The following is a 22,054-nucleotide window of genomic DNA, read 5'->3' as shown; positions in this document are numbered from 1 at the left end:
GGGTCAGATCCCAATTAAACTGGTCCTGTCACAGGCATTCAAACTTTCAAGAGGTGCAAGGCATGGCTCGTCAACCCCGTCTCACCGTCACCGGCTACCCACACCACGTCATCTTGCGTGGCAACAACCGGCAAGACATTTTTCGTGCCCCTGCAGACTTCCAGCGCATGCTCGATGTGTTGTTTGAGCATGCACGCGCGCAAGCTGTGGACGTCCATGCTTACGTGCTGATGAGCAACCATTTGCACCTGTTGCTCACGCCGCAAAAAGACCAAGCTTTGCCCAAGATGATGCAGGCCGTGGGCCGAAGTTATGTGCAGGTGTTCAACAAAGTGCATGGCCGGACGGGCACCTTGTGGGAAGGGCGCTACCGTTCCACGCTGATTCAGTCCGACCGTTATTTGTTGGCGTGCATGGCCTACATCGACCTCAATCCTGTGCGTGCTCACATGGTGGCACAGCCTGAAGATTACCGTTGGTCGAGTTACGCGCATTACACGGGGAGGCGAACCGACCGTCTCATCACGTCGCATGCTTTGTATTGGGCGTTGGGTAACACCCCGTTTGCGCGGGAAGCAGCCTACGCCGAATTGGTGCACGCGGGCATCAGTGCGGACCAACAAGGTGCATTGACCGACGCCACGCTCAGTGGTTGGGCGTTGGGTGATGCGTCCTTTGTGACGGGTTTGCAGCCGCTCACGCAGCGGCGCTTGAGCAAAGGCAAGGCGGGTAGACCTTTTGCGCCCCGTCCAGGTGAGCAAGATCCGGCGGCCTGATCTATTTTGTTGAGTTAATCGCAAGTCCATGTCAAGATTTTTGATCTGTCCCCAATTAATTAAGATTTGCAAATTGGGTGCAATTAATTGGGATCTGACCCCAATTAATTTTCTTGGCACAGTTGCTGCAGTGCAGTATGCTTCCAGTCCCGCTGATTTTTGAGGAATGCGCCATGACCACGGCTGCCGACAAAGCACACATGCAACTCCAGGGTTTGTACGACCCATCCAATGAACACGACGCCTGTGGCGTGGGCTTTGTCGCTCACATCAAGGGTAAAAAGAGCCACGCCATCGTGGGTCAAGCGCTCAAAATTTTGGAAAACCTCGACCACCGTGGCGCTGTGGGTGCTGACGCACTCATGGGCGACGGCGCCGGTATCTTGATTCAATTGCCTGATGCGCTGTACCGCGAAGAGATGGCCAAACAAGGCGTCAACCTGCCCCCCATGGGCGAGTACGGCGTGGGCATGGTGTTCTTGCCCAAAGAAAGCGCGTCGCGCTTGGCATGTGAGCAAGAGCTAGAACGCGCTGTCAAAGCCGAAGGCCAGGTGCTCTTGGGTTGGCGCGATGTGCCGGTCAACCTCGACATGCCCATGTCGCCGCGCGTGCGCGAAAAAGAGCCAGTGATTCGTCAAATCTTCATCGGTCGCGGCAATGACGTGATCGTCCAAGACGCGCTTGAGCGCAAGCTGTACGTCATCCGCAAGACAGCCAGCGCCGCGATTCAGCACTTGAATTTGAAGCACGGCAAAGAGTATTACGTGCCGAGCATGTCTAGCCGAACCATCATCTACAAAGGCTTGTTGCTTGCCGACCAAGTGGGTACTTATTACCGCGACTTGACCGACGAGCGCTGCGTGTCCGCACTCGGTTTGGTGCACCAACGGTTTTCGACCAACACTTTCCCAGAGTGGCCATTGGCTCACCCTTACCGCTATGTGGCGCACAACGGTGAAATCAACACCGTCAAAGGAAACTACAACTGGATGAAGGCCCGCGAAGGCGTGATGTCTTCCCCCGTGTTGGGCGACGACCTGAAAAAGCTCTATCCCATCAGTTTTGCTGACCAATCCGACACCGCCACCTTCGACAACTGTCTCGAATTGATGACGATGGCGGGTTACCCCATCAGCCAAGCCGTGATGATGATGATCCCAGAGCCATGGGAAAACCACAGCACCATGGACGAGCGCCGCAAGGCCTTCTACGAATACCACGCGGCGATGTTGGAGCCATGGGATGGCCCAGCTTCCATCGTGTTCACCGACGGTCGCCAAATTGGCGCCACGCTGGACCGCAACGGTTTGCGTCCTTCACGCTACTGCATCACCGACGACGACATGGTCATCATGGGTTCTGAGTCTGGCGTGTTGCCAGTACCAGAGAGCAAGATCGTTCGCAAGTGGCGTCTGCAGCCCGGCAAGATGTTCTTGATCGACCTCGAACAAGGTCGCATGATCGATGACGACGAACTCAAAGCGGGTCTGACCAACACCAAGCCTTACAAACAGTGGATCGAAAACGTCCGCGTCAAGCTCGACGACGTCAAAGCCCACGAAGGTGAAACCGCGCAAGCCAGTGACGTGTCGTTGCTCGACCGTCAACAAGCCTTCGGCTACAGCCAAGAAGACATCAAGTTCTTGATGGCGCCTATGGCTATCAATGGCGAAGAGGGCATTGGCTCGATGGGCAACGACAGCCCCTTGGCTGTGTTGTCTGGTAAAAACAAGCCGCTGTACAACTACTTCAAGCAGTTGTTTGCGCAGGTGACCAACCCACCGATCGACCCGATCCGTGAAGCCATCGTCATGTCGTTGGTGTCGTTCGTGGGCCCCAAGCCCAACTTGCTGGACATCAACCAAGTCAACCCACCCATGCGTTTGGAAGTCAGCCAGCCCGTGCTGAATTTTGCAGACATGGCCAAGTTGCGTGACATCGAGCTCTACACACACGGCAAGTTTAAGAGCGCCACGCTCGACATGACGTACCCCTTGGCGTGGGGCCACGACGGCGTGGAAGCCAAGTTGGCGTCGCTGTGCGCCGAAGCTGTGGACGCCATCAAAGGCGGTCACAACATCCTCATCATCAGTGACCGCGCTGTGAGCGCCACCCAGGTTGCGATTCCTGCTGTGTTGGCTTTGTCGGCCATTCACCAGCATTTGGTGCGTGAAGGCTTGCGCACCACCGCTGGTTTGGTGGTGGAGACAGGCAGTGCCCGTGAAGTGCATCACTTCGCTGTGTTGGCAGGTTACGGCGCAGAAGCCGTGCATCCCTACCTCGCGCTCGAAACGCTGGCTAATTTGCACAAAGATTTGCCCGCGGATTTGTCCACTGAAAAAGCCGTCTACAACTACATCAAAGCCATCGGCAAAGGCCTGTCGAAGATCATGTCCAAGATGGGCGTGTCGACTTACATGTCTTACTGCGGCGCCCAATTGTTTGAAGCCATTGGCATCAACACCGAGACCGTGCAAAAGTACTTCACCGGCACGCCTAGCCGCGTGGAAGGCATCGGCATTTTTGAAATGGCCGAAGAAGGCATCCGCATGCACATGGCCGCTTTTGGCGAAGACCCCGTGCTGGCCAACAGGTTAGAGACCGGCGGCGAATACGCTTGGCGCGCCCGCGGTGAAGAGCACATGTGGACGCCTGATGCGATTGCCAAGTTGCAGCACAGCACACGTTCGAACAACTTCAACACGTACAAAGAGTACGCACAAATCGTCAACGACCAAAACAAGCGTCACCTGACCTTGCGCGGTTTGTTCGAGTTCAAGATTGACCCCGCCAAAGCCATCTCGGTCGATGAGGTAGAGCCAGCGACTGAAATCGTCAAACGTTTCGCCACGGGTGCGATGTCGTTGGGTTCTATTTCTACAGAAGCACACGCCACTTTGGCCGTCGCGATGAACCGCATTGGCGGCAAGTCCAACACGGGCGAGGGGGGTGAAGACCCTGCGCGTTACCGCAACGAACTCAAAGGCATCCCGATCAAGCAGGGCGACACACTCAAAACCATCATTGGCGACGATGTGGTCGAAGTGGATATGCCTTTGCTGGCGGGTGACAGCCTGCGTTCACGCATCAAGCAAGTGGCTTCGGGCCGCTTTGGTGTGACGGCTGAATACCTGTCGTCCTCTGACCAAATTCAGATCAAGATGGCCCAAGGCGCCAAGCCCGGCGAAGGTGGTCAGTTGCCCGGCGCGAAAGTGTCTGAGTACATCGGCAAGTTGCGCTACAGCGTGCCAGGCGTGGGCTTGATTTCGCCCCCGCCACACCACGACATCTATTCGATCGAAGACTTGGCACAGCTGATTCACGATTTGAAGAACGTCGCCCCACACGCCGACATCAGCGTGAAGCTGGTGTCTGAAATTGGCGTGGGCACCATTGCCGCCGGCGTGGCCAAGTGCAAGGCCGATCACGTGGTGATCGCGGGCCATGACGGTGGTACAGGCGCTTCGCCTTGGTCGTCCATCAAGCATTGCGGTTCGCCTTGGGAAATCGGCTTGGCCGAAACCCAACAAACCTTGGTGTTGAACGGTTTGCGCGGTCGTATCCGTGTGCAAGCTGACGGCCAAATGAAGACCGGCCGCGACGTGGCTGTGGGCGCTTTGTTGGGCGCTGACGAGTTTGGCTTCGCCACCGCACCTCTGGTGGTTGAAGGTTGCGTCATGATGCGCAAGTGTCACTTGAACACTTGCCCTGTGGGTGTGGCCACACAAGACCCTGAGTTGCGCAAGAAGTTCACAGGCAAGCCTGAGCACGTCGTCAACTACTTCTTCTTCATTGCAGAAGAAGTGCGTCAAATCATGGCGCAGTTGGGCATCCGTAAATTTGATGATTTGATCGGTCGTGCTGATTTGCTCGACATGCGTCAAGGCATTGAGCACTGGAAAGCGTCTGGCCTTGACTTCGGTCGTTTGTTGGCCGTGCCTCAAGTGGGCAACGATGTGCCTAAGTTCCATGTGGCCCAGCAAGACCACGGCTTGGAAAAAGCACTGGACCAAAAACTCATCGAGAAATCCAAGCCCGCCATCGAGCGCGGCGAGAAGGTGCAGTTCATGGAAGTGGCCCGCAACGTCAACCGCTCCGTCGGTGCGATGTTGTCTGGCGCTGTGACCAAGGTGCACCCTGAAGGTTTGCCCGATGACAGCATCCGTATTCAGTTAGAAGGCACGGGCGGTCAATCGTTCGGCGCGTTCTTGTGCAACGGCATCACGCTGTACCTCATTGGCGACGCCAACGACTACACCGGCAAAGGCCTCTCCGGTGGTCGCGTGGTGGTGCGACCAAGCCTCGACTTCCGTGGCGACGCGGTAAACAACATCATCGTGGGTAACACCGTGATGATTGGTGCGACACGCGGCGAGGCGTTCTTCTCTGGCGTGGCCGGCGAGCGTTTTGCGGTGCGTTTGTCTGGCGCGACCGCCGTGGTCGAAGGCACAGGCGACCACGGTTGCGAATACATGACGGGCGGCACAGTCGCGGTGTTGGGTAAAACCGGCCGCAACTTCGCAGCGGGCATGAGCGGCGGTGTGGCGTACGTGTACGACGAAGACGGCCAGTTCGACAAAAAGTGCAACACCGCCATGGTTTCCATGGAAAAAGTGTTGACCGCCGCGCAGCAAGAAGACACCTTGCCACGCGCCATTTGGCACCGCGACCAAACCGACGAAGCACAACTCAAGAAGTTGCTCGAAGACCACCACCGTTGGACGGGCTCCAAGCGCGCCCGCGACTTGTTGGACAACTGGGACACCGCACGCGCCAAGTTCGTCAAAGTGTTCCCCAACGAATACAAGCGCGCATTGGGCGAGATCAACGGCAAAAAAGCCGACGCTGCAGCCAAGGCTCAAAAGCCTGTCGCCGCTTAACCCAACGCCAAAGCATAAGGATTAGAAATCATGGGAAAAGTCACTGGCTTCATGGAAATTGAGCGTTTGGAAGAGGGCTACAAGCCTGTCAAAGAACGTCTGAAAAACTACGACGAGTTCGTCATCGCTTTGGACGATGGCCAAGCCAAACAACAAGCGGCGCGTTGCATGGACTGCGGCACACCGTTTTGTAACAACGGCTGTCCTGTCAACAACATCATTCCGGACTTCAACGAATTGGTGTACCAAGACGATTGGAAAAACGCGATTGACGTGCTGCACAGCACCAACAACTTCCCTGAGTTCACGGGCCGCATTTGCCCCGCACCTTGCGAAGCCGCTTGTGTGGTGAACGTCAATGGGGATGCGGTGGGCATCAAGTCGATCGAGCACGCCATCATCGACAAAGCGTGGAATGAAGGTTGGGTGGTCGCTCAGCCTGCCAAGCACAAGACGGGCAAAAAAGTGGCGGTCGTGGGTTCTGGCCCTGCCGGCATGGCCGCTGCCCAGCAGTTGGCACGTGTGGGCCATGATGTGACTTTGTTCGAAAAGAACGACCGCATCGGTGGTTTGCTGCGCTACGGCATTCCCGATTTCAAAATGGAAAAGTCACACATCGACCGTCGCGCCAAGCAGCTGGCTGCTGAGGGTGTGACCATCCGCACCAACGTGATGGTGGGCGAGTTGCCTAAGGGCTCCAAGGTCACCAACTGGGCGGTTGAGACCATCAGCCCCGCACAGTTGCAAAAAGACTTTGACGCCGTGTTGTTGACCGGTGGCTCTGAGCAGTCTCGCGACTTGCCGGCCCCTGGCCGTGACTTGGCAGGCATTCACTTCGCGATGGAGTTTTTGCCCCAACAAAACAAGGTCAACGGCGGCGACAAGGTCAAAGACCAATTGCGCGCTGACGGCAAACATGTGGTGGTCATCGGCGGTGGCGACACCGGCTCTGACTGCGTGGGCACCAGCACACGCCACGGGGCTACGGGCGTGGTTCAGTTCGAGGTGATGCCTATGCCGCCCGAGCACGAGGACAAGCCCATGGTGTGGCCTTACTGGCCGCTGAAGCTGCGCACCAGCTCTAGCCACGACGAGAGCGCTGAAAAAGGGTTGCTCAAGCGCGAATTCGCTATTTCGACCAAAGAGTTCATCGGTGAAAACGGCAAAGTCACTGGCGTCAAGACCGTTCGTGTGGAATGGAAAGACGGCAAGATGGTCGAAGTTGCGGGCAGCGAAGAAATCATCAAAGCCGACCTCGTGTTGCTGGCGATGGGCTTCGTCAACCCTGTGGCCACCATTTTGGAAGGCTTCGGCGTCGAGAAAGACGCACGCGGCAACGCCAAGGCAACGACCGAGTTCACCGGTGGCTACGCCACCAACGTGCCCAAAGTGTTTGCCGCAGGCGACATCCGCCGTGGTCAATCGTTGGTGGTGTGGGCCATTCGCGAAGGCCGTCAAGCAGCGCGTTCGGTGGACGAGTTCTTGATGGGCGCGAGCAACTTGCCGCGTTAATTTCTCATCTTTACAAGCCTGAAACGGCTTGGTTCTAAAATAGCAAGGGCTGGCCTGTTTTATCAATAGGTCAGCTTTTGTTTCTATGACTATCACTTCTTCCTTAAATACAAACCCTGACGCCTTGGTCGAACTGCGCGACATCCGCTTTGGCTATGGCGAGCGTGTCATCTTGGATGGCATCAGCTTGACGGTGCCCCGCGGCAAAGTCACGGCCTTGATGGGCGCATCGGGCGGAGGCAAGACCACTGTGCTGCGCCTGATCGGCGGGCAATACCGCGCCCAGTCCGGTAGTTTGACCTTTGACGGCCAAGAAATCGCCTCACTCGATCAAGCGGGTTTGTATGCCGTGCGCCGACGCATGGGGATGTTGTTTCAGTTTGGTGCGTTGTTCACCGACTTGAGTGTGTTTGACAACGTGGCTTTCCCTTTGCGCGAGCACACCGACTTGAGCGAATCCATGGTTCGCGACATCGTGTTGATGAAGCTCGAAGCTGTGGGCTTGCGTGGCGCCCGAGACTTGATGCCCAGCCAGGTGTCAGGCGGAATGGCACGACGCGTGGCTTTGGCCCGCGCCATGGCCCTCGATCCGCAATTGGTGATGTATGACGAGCCCTTTGCGGGTTTGGACCCCATTTCTCTCGGCACCGCTGCCCGTTTGATTCGCCAACTCAACGACACACTGGGTTTGACCAGCGTGATCGTGTCGCACGATTTGGACGAAACCTTCCACATCGCCGACCAAGTGATCGTGCTGGCCAACGGCAAGATTGCCGCGCAAGGTACGCCCGATGAAGTGCGCCACAGCACCGATCCGTTGGTGAAGCAGTTTGTCAGCGCAGCGCCCGATGGCCCTGTGCGCTTTCACTACCCAGGTCCGTCGGTGGCGCAAGACTTTGGCGTGGAAGGCAAGGCATGAAATTCGTCGCCAATTTAGGGTTTGTAATTCGTTGTTACCTGGCGGATTTGGGCCAAGCAACCCGCTTATTCATTCGTTTGGTGTCCTTGTTCGGCAGCAACATGCGCCGCTTTGGGCTGGTGCGCGATCAGGTGCATTTTTTGGGTAATTACTCGTTGGCCATCATTGGGGTCTCTGGCTTGTTTGTTGGGTTTGTGCTCAGCTTACAGGGCTACTACACCTTGCAACGTTACGGTTCATCTGAGGCTTTGGGCTTGTTGGTGGCGTTGAGTTTGGTGCGTGAACTCGGGCCCGTGGTGAGTGCTTTGTTGTTTGCGGGGCGTGCGGGCACGTCCCTGACTGCCGAAATCGGTTTGATGAAAGCCGGTGAGCAACTCAGCGCGATGGACTTGATGGCTGTCGACCCCGTGCAACGCATCTTGGGGCCTCGTTTTTGGGGCGGCATCATCGCGTTGCCTTTGCTCTCCGCCGTGTTCAGCGCGGTAGGTATTTTGGGGGGCTGGGTGGTGGCCGTGTTGATGATTGGCGTCGATGCAGGCTCATTTTGGAGCCAGATGCAAGGCGGCGTTGACGTTTGGAAAGACGTGGGCAACGGCGTCATCAAAAGCGTGGTGTTTGGTGTCACGGTCACGTTTGTGGCCTTGCTGCAAGGTTATGAAGCGCAGCCCACGCCCGAAGGCGTGTCGCGTGCGACCACCCGCACGGTGGTGGTGGCCTCGTTGGCCGTGTTGGGTTTGGACTTTGTCCTCACAGCCCTGATGTTCAGTATTTGAGAAAGAAGGAACGCAATGCAACGCTCCAAAAATGATGTGTGGGTGGGTTTGTTTGTGCTGCTGGGCGCAGCAGCTATTTTGTTTTTGGCCTTGAAGTCGGCCAACTTGTTGAGTCTGAATTTTCAGTCCACGTACAAAGTCAGCGCACGCTTTGACAACATTGGCGGCTTAAAGCGTCAAGCGGCGGTCAAAAGTGCCGGCGTGGTGGTGGGCCGTGTTGAGTCGGTCACCTTCGATGACAAGACTTTCCAAGCCACGGTCAACATGAACCTGCAAAGCCAGTTCCAGTTCCCCAAGGACAGCAACCTCAAAATCTTGACCAGCGGTTTGCTGGGCGAGCAATACATCGGCATTGAGGCCGGTGCTGAGGCACAAAACTTGGCCAATGGTGACCGAATTGCCACCACACAATCCGCGGTGGTGTTGGAAAACTTGATCAGCCAATTCTTGTTCAGCAAAGCGGCGGAGCCCGCACCGAAAGAAGGTGCCAAATGAACGCAGTCGAACTTTTGCGCAGCATGAAGCTTGCGTTTGTGGTGGCTTTGACCGCATTGGCAACCGGTTGTGCGACAGGCCCAAACGCCAACCCCAAAGATCCTTTAGAGCCGATGAACCGCAGTATTTCGCGCTTCAACGACACGTTGGATGACAACGTCTTGAAACCGGTGGCCACGGGCTACCGCGATTACACGCCTGACTTGGTTCAAACGGGTGTGCGCAATGTGTTCAACAACCTGTCCGACATCTCGTCCACGGTGAACAATGGTTTGCAATTGAAAGGGCGTCAGACGGCTTCGTCTTTCATGCGCGTTGTGGTGAACACAACGTTTGGCATTTATGGCATTTTTGACGTCGCGACTGCCATTAAGTTGGAGCGCTATCCCGAGGACTTCGGCCAGACCTTGGGGTTCTGGGGCGTCGGCAGTGGTCCTTATGTGGTTTTGCCACTTTTAGGACCTTCGACCGTGCGTGACACCGTCGGTTTGCCTGTGGACTATTCTTTCGATCCCATCAGCAATTTAGACGACGCCAAAATTCGTACTGGCGCCCAAGGTTTGCGCATTGTGGACAAGCGCGCCGGTTACTTGGCCGCTGGCAACATGCTGGATGAAGCATCCATCGACAAGTACGCGTTCTTGCGCGACGCCTATTTGCAACGCCGTCGCTCGCTCATTCATGATGGCAATCCGCCTGATGAAGACACGCCCGACTTGAGCCAACAGTCTCCCCCGTCAGCCCGATGAGGCTGTGCCGCGTTAGAGATACCTCGAAGCTTCGAATTTGATGACTATGAATTGCTTGAATCTTTCTTTGAACACCCGTCGCGCTCTCGTGCGCGCGTTGTCGTCCGGCCTGTTGGCTGCGACCTTTGGCTTGACTTCGGGCGTGGCCCTTGCGGCGCCCGAGGCCCCCGACGTTTTTATCAAACGTTTGACCACCGAGTTGCTGGACATCGTGAAAGCCGATAAGACCATTCTGTCGGGCGATGTGACCAAGATCGGTGTGTTGGTGGACCAACGCGTCATGCCGCATGTCAATTTCCAGCGCATGACCTCCTCGGCGGTTGGCCCAGGCTGGCGTCAAGCCACCCCTGATCAGCAAAAGCGCTTGCAAGAAGAGTTCAAAGCTTTGTTGGTGCGCACCTATGCGGGCGCGGTGAGCCAAATCAACAACCAAACCATTGTGGTGAAACCCTTGCGCGCAGCGGCTGACGACGTTGAAGTGATTGTGCGCACAGAGGTACACGGTAAAGGTGACCCACTGCAACTCGACTACCGCGTTGAAAAGTCGGCGGATGCCCCCTCTGGCTGGCGCATTTACAACCTCAATGTGATGGGTGTGTGGTTGGTCGAAAACTACCGCAGTCAGTTTGCGCAAGAGATCAATGCCAAGGGCGTCGATGGCTTGATCGCCAGCTTGGTTGAGCGCAACAAGGCCAATGCCCGCGTGGTGCCGAAATAAACCATGTCAATCTGTTTACCTGCCCTGGTCATGCAAGCCCAAGCCCAGTCGGTCTCCGATGGCTTGGTGGCCGCCCTCTGCGCGCAAGTTACTCAAGGCCGCGAAGCTGTGTTGGACGCGTCGGCGCTGCAGCAATTCGATTCGTCGGCATTGGCCGTGGTCTTGGCGTGTCGGCGTGCCGTGCTGGGGCTGGGTGGCGTCTTTCGTATGACGGGACTTCCAGAGCGTGCCCAAGCTTTGGCGAAGGTTTACGGCGTTACGGAGTTAGTCGCTTAACTGCTGGGTGTGCCGCCTCTGCGGTCATTCGTGGCGCTAACCACTGAGGGCATTGGCAAGGCCTTAAAATCAAAGGCTACTTATGTCCGCTATTTCTTTTCAATCCGTATCCAAGACGTTCCCCACTGCCCGTGGACCTTTTCAGGCCTTGGATGGGGTGAGCTTTGACATCGCGCAGGGTGAGTTTTTTGGCCTTTTAGGCCCCAACGGTGCGGGCAAGACAACGCTCATCAGCATCTTGGCCGGTTTGGCCAAGGCCACCTCTGGCGCCATCTTGGTTCAGGGCGTGGATGTGGCCAAACAATCGGCGCAAGCGCGGCGTTTGCTGGGCGTGGTGCCGCAGGAGTTGGTGTTCGATCCGTTTTTCAACGTGCGTGAGGCGTTGAAATTTCAATCGGGCTACTTCGGCGTCAAACACAACGACGCTTGGATTGACGAACTTTTGCACAGCCTCGGCCTGGCCGACAAAGCCCACCACAACATGCGTCAACTGTCGGGCGGCATGAAACGCCGCATGTTGGTGGCGCAAGCCTTGGTGCACAAACCTCCGGTCATCGTGCTCGACGAGCCTACGGCCGGCGTGGATGTTGAGTTGCGTCAAACCCTTTGGCAATTCATCGCCAAACTTAACCGCGAAGGCAGCACCGTTTTGCTGACCACGCACTATTTGGAAGAGGCAGAGGCGCTTTGCAACCGCATCGCCATGCTCAAGAACGGCAAGGTCGTGGCTTTGGACAGCACGACCGAGCTGTTGAAAGCTGCGTCGAGCAACGTCTTGCGCTTCAAGTTGGATGCTGAGTTGCCGCCTGAGTTAGCGACCAAAGCACGGGTGACCGGGCGCATTGTTCAATTTCCTGCCAACGATGCGGCAGAGATTGAGCTGTATTTGGCCGCCGTACGACAAGCTGGCTTGAAGGCCGAAGATGTCGAAATTCGCAAAGCAGACTTGGAAGATGTCTTCCTCGACGTGATGCACCAACACGAAGAGGCAAGCGCATGATGACCGGTTGGAGGGCTCTTTTTTACAAAGAGGTATTGCGCTTTTGGAAGGTGGGTTTCCAAACGGTAGCGGCGCCTGTGCTGACAGCCGTCATGTATTTGATGATTTTTGGCCATGTGTTGGAGTCGCATGTGCAGGTGTACGCCGGCGTCAGCTACACCGCCTTTTTGATTCCGGGACTGGTGATGATGAGCGTGTTGCAAAACGCGTTTGCCAACAGTTCCTCGTCCATGGTGCAAAGCAAGATCATGGGTAACTTGGTGTTTTTGTTGCTCACACCCTTGTCGCACTGGAACTGGTTTTTCGCTTACGCGCTGTCAGCCATGGTGCGTGGCTTGTTGGTCGGCTTGGGCGTGTTGCTGGCGGGTGTGCTGTTTGTGTGGCAGTCGTCGGTGTTGAGCTTTTCTTTGCTCCCTGCACAGCCCTTGTGGGTGATTGTTTTTGCGGTGGCCGGGGCCTTCTTGCTGGGAACCCTTGGCTTAATTGCGGGTTTGTGGGCCGACAAGTTTGACCAAATGGCCGCCTTCCAAAACTTCATCATCATGCCGATGACGTTTTTGAGCGGCGTGTTTTATTCCATCCATTCACTGCCCAGCTTCTGGCAAAGCGTGAGCCACCTCAACCCGTTTTTCTACATGATCGACGGCTTCCGTTACGGCTTCTTTGGCCAAAGCGATGTGTCGCCTTGGTTGAGCTTGGGCGTGGTGGGCGTGTGTCTGTGTGGTGTGTCCGTGGTGGCGCTGCATTTGCTGCGCACGGGTTACAAAATTCGCGGATAAAGAAAGCTCGCATGACAGCACAAGAATTACAAGCATTGATCGCCGCAGGCTTGCCCTGCGAGCACCTGCAAGTCGAGGGCGATGGCCGCCATTGGTACGCCACCTTGGTCTCGCCTGAGTTTGAGGGTAAGCGCCTGATTCAACGCCACCAACGCGTCTATGCCACCTTGGGTGACAAAATGAAAACCGATGAGGTGCATGCTTTGTCGATGAAAACCTACTCGCCTGCCGAATGGTTGGCTTTGGGCAGCCAAGCCTCTGACACCGCGCACTGAGCCCTGTGTGGCTTGCGCTTGAAAACTAATTTATGGACAAACTTTTAATTCGCGGCGGCCGTTCATTGAGCGGTGAAGTGCTGATTTCGGGCGCTAAAAATGCGGCCTTGCCCGAACTGTGCGCGGCCTTGTTGACCGACCAGCCAGTGACGCTGCACAACGTGCCGCAGTTGCAAGACGTGGCCACCATGCTCAAGCTCATCCGCAACATGGGTGTGACGGCCGAGCGTGCAGACGATGGCACAGTCAGCTTAGACGCCGGTGGTTTGAACAACCCCGAAGCTCCTTACGAGTTGGTGAAAACCATGCGTGCTTCGGTGCTGGCGCTTGGGCCTTTGCTGGCCCGCTTTGGCCACGCTAAGGTGTCGTTGCCCGGGGGTTGTGCCATTGGTTCTCGCCCCGTCGATCAGCACTTGAAAGGCTTGCAAGCCATGGGTGCCCAGATTGACGTGGAGCACGGCTACATGTTGGCCAAGTTGGGTGGCGGTCGCACACGCCTCAAAGGTGCACGCATTGCCACCGACATGGTCACGGTTACCGGCACCGAAAACTTCCTCATGGCTGCGGCATTGGCCGATGGCGAAACCGTGCTCGAAAACGCTGCGCAAGAGCCTGAGATTCCAGACTTGGCCGAAATGCTCATTGCCATGGGTGCGAAGATTGAAGGCCATGGCAGCAGCCGCATCCACATTCAAGGCGTCGAGCGCTTGCACGGTTGCACGCACAAGGTGGTGGCTGACCGCATTGAAGCTGGCACGTTCTTGTGCGCGGTGGCCGCGACGGGGGGTGATGTGTTTTTGCGTCACGCCCGCGCCGACCATTTGGACGCGGTGATCGACAAGCTGCGCGATGCAGGTGCTGTGGTCACAGCCAACGAAGACGGCATTCGCATTCAAGGCACTGCGCCTGCGTTTGAACACCTTAAGGCACAAAACTTCCGTACCACCGAATACCCAGGGTTCCCCACCGACATGCAAGCGCAGTTCATGGTGTTGAACGCGATTGCCAAGGGCGCATCGAAGGTGACGGAAACGATTTTTGAAAACCGCTTCATGCACGTCAACGAGTTGGTGCGCTTGGGCGCACACATTCAAATCGACGGCAAAGTGGCGGTGCTTGAAGGCGTGCAAAAACTCTCGGGCGCCACCGTCATGGCCACCGACTTGCGCGCCTCGGCATCTTTGGTGATTGCGGGTTTGGTGGCCGATGGCGAAACCTTGGTGGACCGCATTTACCACTTGGACCGTGGCTACGACAAGATGGAAGCCAAGTTGCGCGCTATTGGTGCTGATATCGAAAGAGTGAAATGAACGGTAACGAAAAAAATACCATGCTGACCTTGGCGCTCTCCAAAGGCCGCATTTTTGATGAAACCATGCCGCTGCTCAAGGCCGCAGGCATTGAGGTGCTGGAAGACCCAGAAAAATCTCGCAAGCTCATCTTGCCCACCAACCTCGCTCATGTGCGCGTGGTCTTGGTGCGTGCGTCGGATGTGCCCACGTATGTGCAATACGGCGGTGCTGATTTGGGTGTGACGGGTCTTGACACGCTGATCGAACATGGCGGTGGCGTGGCAGGTGGTGTTGCTACCACTGGTCTGTACCAGCCGCTCGATTTGCAAATTGCCAAATGCCGCATGAGCGTGGCTGTGCGTTCCGACTTTGACTATGCAGCGATGGTCAAACAAGGCGCACGTTTGAAAGTGGCGACCAAGTACACCACCATCGCACGCGACTTCTTCGCCACCAAAGGCGTGCACGTCGATTTGGTCAAGCTCTATGGCTCCATGGAATTGGCCCCACTCACCGGCTTGGCCGATGCCATCGTGGACTTGGTGTCGACCGGCAACACGCTCAAGGCCAACCACTTGGTGGAAGTCGAACGCATCATGGACATCAGCTCTCGTTTGGTGGTCAACCAAGCCGCTTTGAAGATGAAGCAGGCCGACATTCGCCGCCTCATCGATGCCTTTTCTGCCGCTCTGTCGGCTGGCAAATAACCTCTCACCACACACGTACACAAGATGGCCAAACCGCTTCGTCTCTCGACCACCAGCCCCACCTTTGAAGCTGATTTCAAAGCGCGCTTGCATTGGTCTGCCGACACCGACGCAGCCATTGAGCAACGTGTGGCAGACATCTTGGCTGATGTGCAAAAGCGTGGCGATGCTGCCGTGCTGGAGTACACCGAGCGCTTTGACGGCCTGAAGGCTGACACCATGGCCGCGTTGGAGTTGACGCAAACCGAACTCAAAGCCGCGTTTGATGCCTTGCCCGCCGAGCAGCGCGACGCCTTGCAAGCTGCCGCTGCACGCGTGCGCAGCTACCACGAGGCGCAAAAGAAAGCCAGTGGTGAAAGCTGGACCTACCGCGATGCCGATGGCACGTTGCTGGGTCAAAAAGTCACGCCGCTCGACCGTGTGGGCATCTACGTGCCCGGTGGCAAAGCCGCTTATCCCTCCAGCGTGTTGATGAACGCTATTCCTGCGCACGTTGCGGGTGTGGAAGACATCATCATGGTGGTGCCTACGCCCAAGGGCGAGAAAAACCCATTGGTGCTCGCCGCTGCGTATGTGGCCGGCGTGAGCCGCGCCTTCACCATCGGTGGCGCGCAGGCTGTGGCTGCGTTGGCCTATGGCACTGCCACGGTGCCAGCGGTGGACAAAATTACCGGCCCTGGCAACGCCTATGTGGCCGCTGCCAAGCGCCGCGTGTTTGGCACAGTGGGCATCGACATGATTGCAGGCCCCAGCGAAATCTTGGTGTTGGCCGATGGCTCTACACCGGCCGATTGGGTGGCGATGGATTTGTTCAGCCAAGCCGAGCACGACGAGTTGGCGCAAAGCGTGTTGCTCTGTCCCGATGCCGCATACATCGACCGTGTGCAAGCCGAGATCGAGCGTTTGCTGCCGCAAATGCCGCGCAAAGACATCATTGAAAAATCGCTCAACGGCCGCGGTGTGCTCATCCACACCCGCAGCATGGAAGAGGCTTGCGCCATCAGCAACCGTATTGCGCCGGAACACTTAGAGGTGTCGAGTAACGAGCCACACAAGTGGGAGCCGCTGCTCAAGCACGCCGGCGCCATCTTTTTGGGTGCGTTCACCAGCGAAAGCTTGGGCGACTACTGCGCTGGTCCCAACCATGTGTTGCCCACCAGCGGCACGGCGCGTTTCAGCTCGCCCTTGGGTGTGTATGACTTTCAAAAGCGCAGCAGCTTGATTGAGGTGAGCGAGCTGGGCGCACAAACGCTGGGCAAGATTGCCGCGGTGTTGGCCTATGGCGAAGGCTTGCAAGCCCACGCCATGGCGGCGGAGTTTCGCTTGAAGAAAGACGGACCGATATGAGTAATCAAACGAACAAGGCCTTGCGTTTCATTCGCCCCGATGTCCAGGCCATGCACGCCTATGCGGTACAGCACTCGGTGGGCATGGTCAAGCTCGACGCGATGGAAAACCCATTCACTCTCTCGCCCGAATTGCAGGCCAAGTTGGGCGCCCGTTTGGGGGCGGTGGCCGTCAACCGTTATCCCGGCGCACGCATTGATGATCTGAAAAACGCGCTGTCGCGTTACGTCGATTTGCCTGCAGGTTTGGGCTTGATGTTGGGCAACGGCTCGGACGAGCTCATCGCTTTGTTGTCCATGGCCTGCACACAGCCGGGTGCCAAAGTGCTGGCCCCAGAACCCGGCTTTGTGATGTACGGCATGAGCGCTAAGTTGCAAGGGCTGCCTTACATTGCTGTGCCCTTACAGGCTGACTTTGAGTTGGACGAAGCAGCCATGTCTGCGGCTATCGCTGAGCATGAGCCCGCCATTGTCTACATTGCCTACCCCAACAACCCCACCGCCAATTTGTGGGACGCCGATACCATCCGACGCCTCATCACGCAGGTCAGCGCCTACGGCGGTTTGGTGGTGATGGACGAGGCGTATCAGCCGTTCTCCAGCAAAAGTTGGCTCGATGAAATTCGCCAACACCCAGCGGCCAACGCCAACGTGCTCTTGATGCGCACTTTGTCGAAGTTTGGTTTGGCCGGTATTCGCTTGGGCTACATGATGGCCCCAGTGGCGCTGATCAACGAGATCGACAAACTGCGCCCACCGTACAACGTGAGTGTGCTCAACGCCGAATGCGCTTTGTTTGCGCTCGAGCATACCGAGGTGTTTGCGCAGCAAGCCGCTGTCATTCGCTCCGAGCGCGAGGCTTTGTTCAAAGCCTTGCAGCAGATGGCGGGTGTGACGCCTTATGCCAGCGAAGCCAACATGATGGTGCTGCGCTTTGAAGGTGAAGCGGACGCTGCCGCCCGTGCTTTTGAGGTGCTCAAGGCCCACAAAGTCTTGGTGAAGAACGTTTCTAAAATGCACCCATTGCTGGCCAATTGCTTGCGTTTGACCATCGGCACGCCTGAGGAAAACACGCAACTTTTGGCGGCCTTGCAAGCCGCTCTCACTTCAGCGAAAGTCACGACATGACAACTCAAACAACAGCACGCACAGCCGAAGTCAGCCGCAACACGGCCGAGACCCAAATCACTGTCAAGATCAACCTCGACGGCACGGGCCAATCCAAGCTCTCCACCGGCATTGGTTTCTTTGACCACATGTTGGATCAAATCGCGCGTCATGGCTTGATCGATTTGGACATCCACGCCGTGGGTGACTTGCACATCGACGGCCACCACACCGTGGAAGACGTGGGCATTACCTTGGGCCAAGCTTTTACCAAGGCCGTGGGCGACAAAAAGGGAATCCGTCGTTATGGTCACGCTTATGTGCCGCTCGACGAAGCGCTCAGCCGCGTGGTGGTGGACTTTTCGGGGCGTCCAGGTTTGATCATGCACGTGCCGTTCAAGAGCGGCATGATTGGCGAGTTCGACAGCCAGTTGGCCTATGAGTTTTTCCAAGGCTTTGTGAACCACGCCTTCGTCACCCTGCACATCGACAACCTGCGCGGCGAAAACGCGCACCACCAAGCTGAGACTGTGTTCAAAGCCTTCGCCCGTGCTTTGCGCTCGGGGCTGGAGCTGGACCCTCGCTCTGCCGGCATGATTCCATCCACCAAGGGAAGCTTGTGATCCCTCGCGCGTATGAATAACAAAGTCGCCGTCGTTGATTACGGCATGGGCAACTTGCGCTCTGTGGCGCAAGCGGTCATGCATGCCGCTTCCGAAGTGGACCATGCCGAGGTGATCGTCACCTCTGACCCACAAGTGGTGCGTGACGCGCATCGCGTGGTCTTGCCCGGCCAAGGCGCCATGCCTGACTGCATGCGCGAGTTGCGCGAGTCTGGTTTGCTTGATGCCGTGTTGGACGCAGCCAACAAAAAGCCGTTGTTTGGTGTGTGCGTGGGCATGCAAATGATGCTCGACCACAGCGCCGAAGGCGACACCCCCGGCCTAGGGCTCATCCCCGGCGAGGTGGTGAAGTTTGATTTGGCAGGCCGCACGCAAGCTGATGGCAGCCGCTTTAAGGTGCCGCAAATGGGCTGGAACCAAGTGATGCAAACCCAGCCGCATGCGCTGTGGCAAGGCATTCCGGATGCCAGCTTCTTCTACTTCGTGCACAGCTTTTACGCCTGCCCTAAAAACTCAGCACACAGCGCGGCACAAACCGACTACGGCAGCCTTTTTACATGTGCCGTGGCCCGTGACAATCTTTTTGCGACACAATTTCACCCAGAAAAAAGCGCGGCACATGGCTTGGCCCTGTTTCGTAATTTCCTGCATTGGAACCCTTGAACTTAACTTGTCATCATGTATTTAATTCCTGCGATTGACCTCAAAGACGGCCATTGCGTGCGCCTCAAACAAGGCGACATGGACCAATCCACCACCTTCGGGGAAGACCCTGCGCAAATGGCACTCAACTGGGTGGCCAAAGGCGCACGTCGTCTGCACTTGGTGGACTTGAATGGTGCCTTCGCTGGCACGCCACAAAATAAGTCGGCGATCAAGGCCATTCTGAAAGCCGTGGGCCACGACATTCCGGTGCAGTTGGGCGGTGGCATTCGCGACCTTGACACGATTGAAAAATACATCGATGCGGGCTTGCGCTACGTCATCATTGGCACAGCAGCGGTCAAAAACCCCGGCTTCTTGAAAGACGCTTGCGCTGCTTTTGGCGGCCACATCATCGTTGGCCTCGATGCCAAAGACGGCAAAGTCGCCACCGACGGTTGGAGCAAACTGACCGGCCATGAAGTGGCTGATTTGGGCAAGAAGTTTGAAGACTATGGCGTTGAGTCCATCATCTACACCGACATCGGTCGCGACGGCATGCTCAGTGGCATCAACATCGAAGCCACCGTCAAACTCGCACAAGCGGTGACCATTCCCATCATCGCGTCCGGCGGCTTGTCCAACATGGCCGACATCGAACAGTTATGCGCCGTGGAAGGCGAGGGCGTCGAGGGCGTGATTTGTGGTCGCGCCATCTACAGCGGCGACTTGGACTTCGCCCAAGCCCAAGCCCGCGCCGACGAGCTCAATGGCTGAATGCATGGCTGCGGGTAGCGCGGCCTGCGCCTAAAACCCCCGCCATGTCTATGTTGACTTCCGAAGTTTTTCAGGGTCTGGCTTGTCAGCGCTTGACCCTGCCTTGCGGCGACACCGTGCTGGTGGCCCTGCAAGGCGCGCATGTGTTGTCGTGGGTGAGCCAAGGCCGCGAGCGTTTGTTTTTAAGCCCCAACAACCTGTGGGATGGCCAATCGGCCATTCGTGGCGGCGTACCGGTGTGCTTTCCCCAGTTCAACCAACGCGGCAAGTTGCCCAAGCATGGCTTTGCGCGCAACATGCTGTGGCATGTCGAAGAGGTGGCACAAATCGGCGAAGCCGAACAAGAGAATGAAGCTGCGGTCGGTCATGAAGGCTCGCACATGGTCTTCACGCTCCAAACCAACACTGCCACCTTGGCTATTTGGCCGCAAGCTTTTGTGGCTCAGCTGCGTGTGGCCCTTGCACCCGGTCAGTTGACCATCACCTTGACCGTCAACAACACTGAGCTGCAAAACGATTTGCACTTCATCGGTGCCTTGCACACCTACCTCGCGGTGGACGATATCGACCTGACTGAGCTGCGTGGCTTGGGCGGCAGCGCTGAGTGGGACTCGACGGTGGATGTGCATGGCGTGGCTGACGACGTGCTTTACTTTGATGGCGAGTTCGACCGCGTGTATTCGCGTGGTGAAGGCGCAACGATCCAGCCCTTGCACCTGCAAGACGGCACGGCCACTTTGCAAATTGAACAAAGCCCTTCATGGGCCGAGTCGGTTGTGTGGAACCCGGGCGAGGGCAAATGCGCCGCACTGGCTGACATGCCAGCCCAAGGATTTGCGCGCATGCTGTGCGTGGAAGCGGCTCAAGTGTTTGAACCCATCTCGATTCCCGCTGGTGGCCAATGGGTTGGCTGGCAGCGTTTGACCGTTTCTTGAAGAACTCTTTGGACCTCTATGCTTGCTAAGCGCATCATTCCTTGCCTCGACGTGACCGGCGGCCGCGTGGTCAAAGGCGTCAACTTTGTCGAGCTGCGCGATGCAGGCGACCCTGTGGAAATCGCGGCACGCTACAACGACCAAGGTGCTGACGAACTCACCTTCTTGGACATCACCGCCACCAGCGACGCGCGCGATGTGATTCTTCACATCATCGAAGCCGTGGCCAGCCAAGTGTTTATCCCCCTTACCGTGGGCGGTGGTGTGCGCACCGTCGACGACGTGCGCCGCATGCTCAATGCAGGCGCTGACAAAGTGAGCTTCAATTCAGCAGCTATTGCCAACCCACAAGTTATTCGCGATGCCTCGGCCAAATACGGCGCACAGTGCATCGTGGTGGCCATCGACGCCAAACGCCGCACCGCAGAAGACGAGCAACGCGCGGGTGCCAACGGTTTGCCCGTCGGCCCCGGTTGGGATGTGTTCAGCCACGGTGGCCGAAAAAACGTCGGCCTAGATGCCGTGGCGTGGGCCAAGCAAATGGCCGACTACGGCGCAGGCGAAATTTTGCTCACCAGCATGGACCGCGACGGCACAAAAAGCGGCTTTGACTTGGCATTGACACGCGCAGTGTCCGACATCGTGCCCGTGCCCGTGATTGCGTCGGGCGGCGTGGGCAACCTAGACCACTTGGCCGACGGCGTGCAACAAGGTGGCGCTGACGCCGTGCTGGCTGCGAGCATCTTCCACTACGGTGAGTACACCGTGCAGCAGGCGAAAGAGCGGATGCGGGAGCGTGGGATTCCTGTGCGTTTGTAACGCTCGACCTCATAAATCACCATGTCCACAGAAGAAAAAATCAAAGGCCCTGCGTCCTACTTTCCTGCGATCGAGAAAAAGTATGGGCAACCAATCAGCGATTGGTTAGCGATTGTGGGCGCGCTTAAAGGCATGAAACACATGGAAATGGTGGCGTGGTTAAAGTCAGAGCATGCAATGGGTCACGGTCATGCCAACGCCATCGTTGCGCATGTGCTGGCAAAGGATAAAAAATGAACTGGCTAGACAACATCAAATGGGACGACAAGGGGCTGGTGCCCGTGATCGCCCAAGAAAAAGACAGCGGCGATGTGCTTATGTTTGCGTGGATGAACCGCGAGGCGCTGCAAAAAACGGCTGAGCTCAAGCGCGCTGTGTATTTCAGCCGCTCTCGCAACAAGCTGTGGTTCAAGGGCGAGGAGTCGGGCCACGTGCAAACGGTGCACGACATGCGCATTGACTGCGACAACGACGTGGTGTTGCTCAAGGTGACGCAAGAGGGCCATGAGCCGGGCATTGCCTGCCATACTGGCCGCCACAGTTGCTTTTACCAACGCTTGAACCAAAGCTCAGAGGGTACAGAGTGGCAGGCTTGCGAGCCTGTGCTCAAAGACCCTGAATCCATTTACAAATGACGTTTGAGAAGCCACTGAC

At 57.0% G+C, this 22,054-nt stretch carries 23 protein-coding genes; all 23 read left to right on the top strand.

Translation table 11 applies throughout. From position 1 onward, the window contains the following. Positions 1 to 62 precede the first annotated feature (62 nt). The gene (locus tag B9Z42_RS02270; RefSeq protein WP_100131696.1) at positions 63 to 776 is read left to right on the top strand and encodes a transposase; all 714 of its coding nucleotides are present in this window, start codon (positions 63 to 65) and stop codon (positions 774 to 776) included. A gap of 173 nt (positions 777 to 949) precedes the next feature. After that, positions 950 to 5,656 (top strand): glutamate synthase-related protein, encoded by a 4,707-nt coding sequence (locus B9Z42_RS02265; protein ID WP_100131695.1) that lies wholly within the window; start codon positions 950 to 952, stop codon positions 5,654 to 5,656. Between the two features lie 30 nt (positions 5,657 to 5,686). Then, complete coding sequence (locus B9Z42_RS02260) at positions 5,687 to 7,168, top strand: glutamate synthase subunit beta (protein ID WP_100131694.1); 1,482 nt, start codon at positions 5,687 to 5,689, stop codon at positions 7,166 to 7,168. 85 nt (positions 7,169 to 7,253) lie between these two features. Further along, complete coding sequence (locus tag B9Z42_RS02255; protein WP_199171957.1) at positions 7,254 to 8,087, top strand: ABC transporter ATP-binding protein; 834 nt, start codon at positions 7,254 to 7,256, stop codon at positions 8,085 to 8,087. Then, on the top strand, positions 8,084 to 8,860 hold the full coding sequence (gene mlaE, locus B9Z42_RS02250; protein ID WP_100131693.1) for a lipid asymmetry maintenance ABC transporter permease subunit MlaE: 777 nt from the start codon (positions 8,084 to 8,086) through the stop codon (positions 8,858 to 8,860). The genes B9Z42_RS02255 and mlaE overlap by 4 nt, the downstream gene beginning before the upstream one ends. A gap of 15 nt (positions 8,861 to 8,875) precedes the next feature. Then, positions 8,876 to 9,355 carry an outer membrane lipid asymmetry maintenance protein MlaD gene (gene mlaD / locus B9Z42_RS02245; protein ID WP_100131692.1) on the top strand — a complete coding sequence of 160 codons (480 nt, stop codon included), beginning with the start codon at positions 8,876 to 8,878 and terminating at the stop codon, positions 9,353 to 9,355. Then, entirely contained in the window at positions 9,352 to 10,104 is a 753-nt protein-coding gene (locus B9Z42_RS02240; RefSeq protein ID WP_233203488.1) for a VacJ family lipoprotein, read from the top strand. The genes mlaD and B9Z42_RS02240 overlap by 4 nt, the downstream gene beginning before the upstream one ends. A gap of 67 nt (positions 10,105 to 10,171) precedes the next feature. Beyond that, a complete protein-coding gene (locus tag B9Z42_RS02235) occupies positions 10,172 to 10,822 on the top strand; it encodes a phospholipid-binding protein MlaC (RefSeq protein ID WP_100131825.1) in 651 nt (216 codons plus the stop codon). A gap of 3 nt (positions 10,823 to 10,825) precedes the next feature. Continuing rightward, positions 10,826 to 11,098 (top strand): lipid asymmetry maintenance protein MlaB, encoded by a 273-nt coding sequence (locus tag B9Z42_RS02230; protein WP_199171956.1) that lies wholly within the window; start codon positions 10,826 to 10,828, stop codon positions 11,096 to 11,098. A gap of 82 nt (positions 11,099 to 11,180) precedes the next feature. Continuing rightward, positions 11,181 to 12,098 (top strand): ABC transporter ATP-binding protein, encoded by a 918-nt coding sequence (locus B9Z42_RS02225; RefSeq protein ID WP_100131689.1) that lies wholly within the window; start codon positions 11,181 to 11,183, stop codon positions 12,096 to 12,098. After that, positions 12,098 to 12,877, top strand: coding sequence for an ABC transporter permease (locus tag B9Z42_RS02220; RefSeq protein WP_100131824.1), 780 nt, complete (start codon positions 12,098 to 12,100; stop codon positions 12,875 to 12,877). Before B9Z42_RS02225 ends, B9Z42_RS02220 begins: the two co-directional genes overlap by 1 nt. Before the next feature lie 11 nt (positions 12,878 to 12,888). Continuing rightward, positions 12,889 to 13,152: a BolA family protein gene (locus B9Z42_RS02215; protein WP_100131688.1), complete on the top strand. Its 264-nt coding sequence runs from the start codon at positions 12,889 to 12,891 to the stop codon at positions 13,150 to 13,152. A 32-nt stretch (positions 13,153 to 13,184) separates the two neighbouring features. Beyond that, positions 13,185 to 14,462: a UDP-N-acetylglucosamine 1-carboxyvinyltransferase gene (murA, locus tag B9Z42_RS02210; protein ID WP_100131687.1), complete on the top strand. Its 1,278-nt coding sequence runs from the start codon at positions 13,185 to 13,187 to the stop codon at positions 14,460 to 14,462. A 20-nt stretch (positions 14,463 to 14,482) separates the two neighbouring features. Continuing rightward, positions 14,483 to 15,151 (top strand): ATP phosphoribosyltransferase, encoded by a 669-nt coding sequence (gene hisG, locus B9Z42_RS02205; protein WP_100131823.1) that lies wholly within the window; start codon positions 14,483 to 14,485, stop codon positions 15,149 to 15,151. A 24-nt stretch (positions 15,152 to 15,175) separates the two neighbouring features. Then, positions 15,176 to 16,498: a histidinol dehydrogenase gene (gene hisD, locus B9Z42_RS02200; protein WP_100131686.1), complete on the top strand. Its 1,323-nt coding sequence runs from the start codon at positions 15,176 to 15,178 to the stop codon at positions 16,496 to 16,498. Continuing rightward, positions 16,495 to 17,625: a histidinol-phosphate transaminase gene (hisC, locus tag B9Z42_RS02195; protein ID WP_100131685.1), complete on the top strand. Its 1,131-nt coding sequence runs from the start codon at positions 16,495 to 16,497 to the stop codon at positions 17,623 to 17,625. Before hisD ends, hisC begins: the two co-directional genes overlap by 4 nt. Continuing rightward, complete coding sequence (gene hisB / locus B9Z42_RS02190; protein ID WP_100131684.1) at positions 17,622 to 18,227, top strand: imidazoleglycerol-phosphate dehydratase HisB; 606 nt, start codon at positions 17,622 to 17,624, stop codon at positions 18,225 to 18,227. Before hisC ends, hisB begins: the two co-directional genes overlap by 4 nt. A gap of 12 nt (positions 18,228 to 18,239) precedes the next feature. Further along, complete coding sequence (gene hisH, locus B9Z42_RS02185) at positions 18,240 to 18,890, top strand: imidazole glycerol phosphate synthase subunit HisH (RefSeq protein WP_100131683.1); 651 nt, start codon at positions 18,240 to 18,242, stop codon at positions 18,888 to 18,890. 15 nt (positions 18,891 to 18,905) lie between these two features. Continuing rightward, a complete protein-coding gene (gene hisA, locus B9Z42_RS02180) occupies positions 18,906 to 19,646 on the top strand; it encodes a 1-(5-phosphoribosyl)-5-[(5-phosphoribosylamino)methylideneamino]imidazole-4-carboxamide isomerase (RefSeq protein WP_100131682.1) in 741 nt (246 codons plus the stop codon). 44 nt (positions 19,647 to 19,690) lie between these two features. Continuing rightward, complete coding sequence (locus B9Z42_RS02175) at positions 19,691 to 20,581, top strand: D-hexose-6-phosphate mutarotase (RefSeq protein WP_233203487.1); 891 nt, start codon at positions 19,691 to 19,693, stop codon at positions 20,579 to 20,581. 18 nt (positions 20,582 to 20,599) lie between these two features. Beyond that, positions 20,600 to 21,400, top strand: a complete 801-nt coding sequence (gene hisF / locus B9Z42_RS02170; protein ID WP_100131680.1) for an imidazole glycerol phosphate synthase subunit HisF — start codon at positions 20,600 to 20,602, stop codon at positions 21,398 to 21,400. Positions 21,401 to 21,421: 21 nt separating this feature from the next. After that, positions 21,422 to 21,637, top strand: coding sequence for a DUF4287 domain-containing protein (locus B9Z42_RS02165; protein WP_100131679.1), 216 nt, complete (start codon positions 21,422 to 21,424; stop codon positions 21,635 to 21,637). Then, complete coding sequence (hisI, locus tag B9Z42_RS02160; protein ID WP_100131678.1) at positions 21,634 to 22,035, top strand: phosphoribosyl-AMP cyclohydrolase; 402 nt, start codon at positions 21,634 to 21,636, stop codon at positions 22,033 to 22,035. The genes B9Z42_RS02165 and hisI overlap by 4 nt, the downstream gene beginning before the upstream one ends. The last annotated feature ends 19 nt before the right edge of the window (positions 22,036 to 22,054 follow it).

This window comes from Limnohabitans sp. B9-3 (assembly GCF_002778325.1).
Classification (GTDB): Bacteria; Pseudomonadota; Gammaproteobacteria; order Burkholderiales; family Burkholderiaceae_C; genus Limnohabitans; species Limnohabitans kasalickyi.
This window is presented reverse-complemented; position numbering and strand designations above follow the sequence as displayed.

Bases quoted from the DNA above. Each gene is read 5' to 3' on its own strand.
- hisC (WP_100131685.1), top strand. From the start codon at position 16,495: ATGAGTAATCAAACGAACAAGGCCTTGCGTTTCATTCGCCCCGATGTC.
- B9Z42_RS02165 (WP_100131679.1), top strand. From the start codon at position 21,422: ATGTCCACAGAAGAAAAAATCAAAGGCCCTGCGTCCTACTTTCCTGCG.
- B9Z42_RS02255 (WP_199171957.1), top strand. From the start codon at position 7,254: ATGACTATCACTTCTTCCTTAAATACAAACCCTGACGCCTTGGTCGAA.
- B9Z42_RS02240 (WP_233203488.1), top strand. From the start codon at position 9,352: ATGAACGCAGTCGAACTTTTGCGCAGCATGAAGCTTGCGTTTGTGGTG.
- hisH (WP_100131683.1), top strand. From the start codon at position 18,240: ATGAATAACAAAGTCGCCGTCGTTGATTACGGCATGGGCAACTTGCGC.
- mlaD (WP_100131692.1), top strand. From the start codon at position 8,876: ATGCAACGCTCCAAAAATGATGTGTGGGTGGGTTTGTTTGTGCTGCTG.
- B9Z42_RS02230 (WP_199171956.1), top strand. From the start codon at position 10,826: ATGTCAATCTGTTTACCTGCCCTGGTCATGCAAGCCCAAGCCCAGTCG.
- hisI (WP_100131678.1), top strand. From the start codon at position 21,634: ATGAACTGGCTAGACAACATCAAATGGGACGACAAGGGGCTGGTGCCC.
- B9Z42_RS02270 (WP_100131696.1), top strand. From the start codon at position 63: ATGGCTCGTCAACCCCGTCTCACCGTCACCGGCTACCCACACCACGTC.
- B9Z42_RS02175 (WP_233203487.1), top strand. From the start codon at position 19,691: ATGTCTATGTTGACTTCCGAAGTTTTTCAGGGTCTGGCTTGTCAGCGC.
- hisF (WP_100131680.1), top strand. From the start codon at position 20,600: ATGCTTGCTAAGCGCATCATTCCTTGCCTCGACGTGACCGGCGGCCGC.
- B9Z42_RS02265 (WP_100131695.1), top strand. From the start codon at position 950: ATGACCACGGCTGCCGACAAAGCACACATGCAACTCCAGGGTTTGTAC.
- B9Z42_RS02215 (WP_100131688.1), top strand. From the start codon at position 12,889: ATGACAGCACAAGAATTACAAGCATTGATCGCCGCAGGCTTGCCCTGC.
- B9Z42_RS02220 (WP_100131824.1), top strand. From the start codon at position 12,098: ATGACCGGTTGGAGGGCTCTTTTTTACAAAGAGGTATTGCGCTTTTGG.
- hisD (WP_100131686.1), top strand. From the start codon at position 15,176: ATGGCCAAACCGCTTCGTCTCTCGACCACCAGCCCCACCTTTGAAGCT.
- murA (WP_100131687.1), top strand. From the start codon at position 13,185: ATGGACAAACTTTTAATTCGCGGCGGCCGTTCATTGAGCGGTGAAGTG.
- mlaE (WP_100131693.1), top strand. From the start codon at position 8,084: ATGAAATTCGTCGCCAATTTAGGGTTTGTAATTCGTTGTTACCTGGCG.
- B9Z42_RS02260 (WP_100131694.1), top strand. From the start codon at position 5,687: ATGGGAAAAGTCACTGGCTTCATGGAAATTGAGCGTTTGGAAGAGGGC.
- B9Z42_RS02225 (WP_100131689.1), top strand. From the start codon at position 11,181: ATGTCCGCTATTTCTTTTCAATCCGTATCCAAGACGTTCCCCACTGCC.
- hisG (WP_100131823.1), top strand. From the start codon at position 14,483: ATGCTGACCTTGGCGCTCTCCAAAGGCCGCATTTTTGATGAAACCATG.
- hisB (WP_100131684.1), top strand. From the start codon at position 17,622: ATGACAACTCAAACAACAGCACGCACAGCCGAAGTCAGCCGCAACACG.
- hisA (WP_100131682.1), top strand. From the start codon at position 18,906: ATGTATTTAATTCCTGCGATTGACCTCAAAGACGGCCATTGCGTGCGC.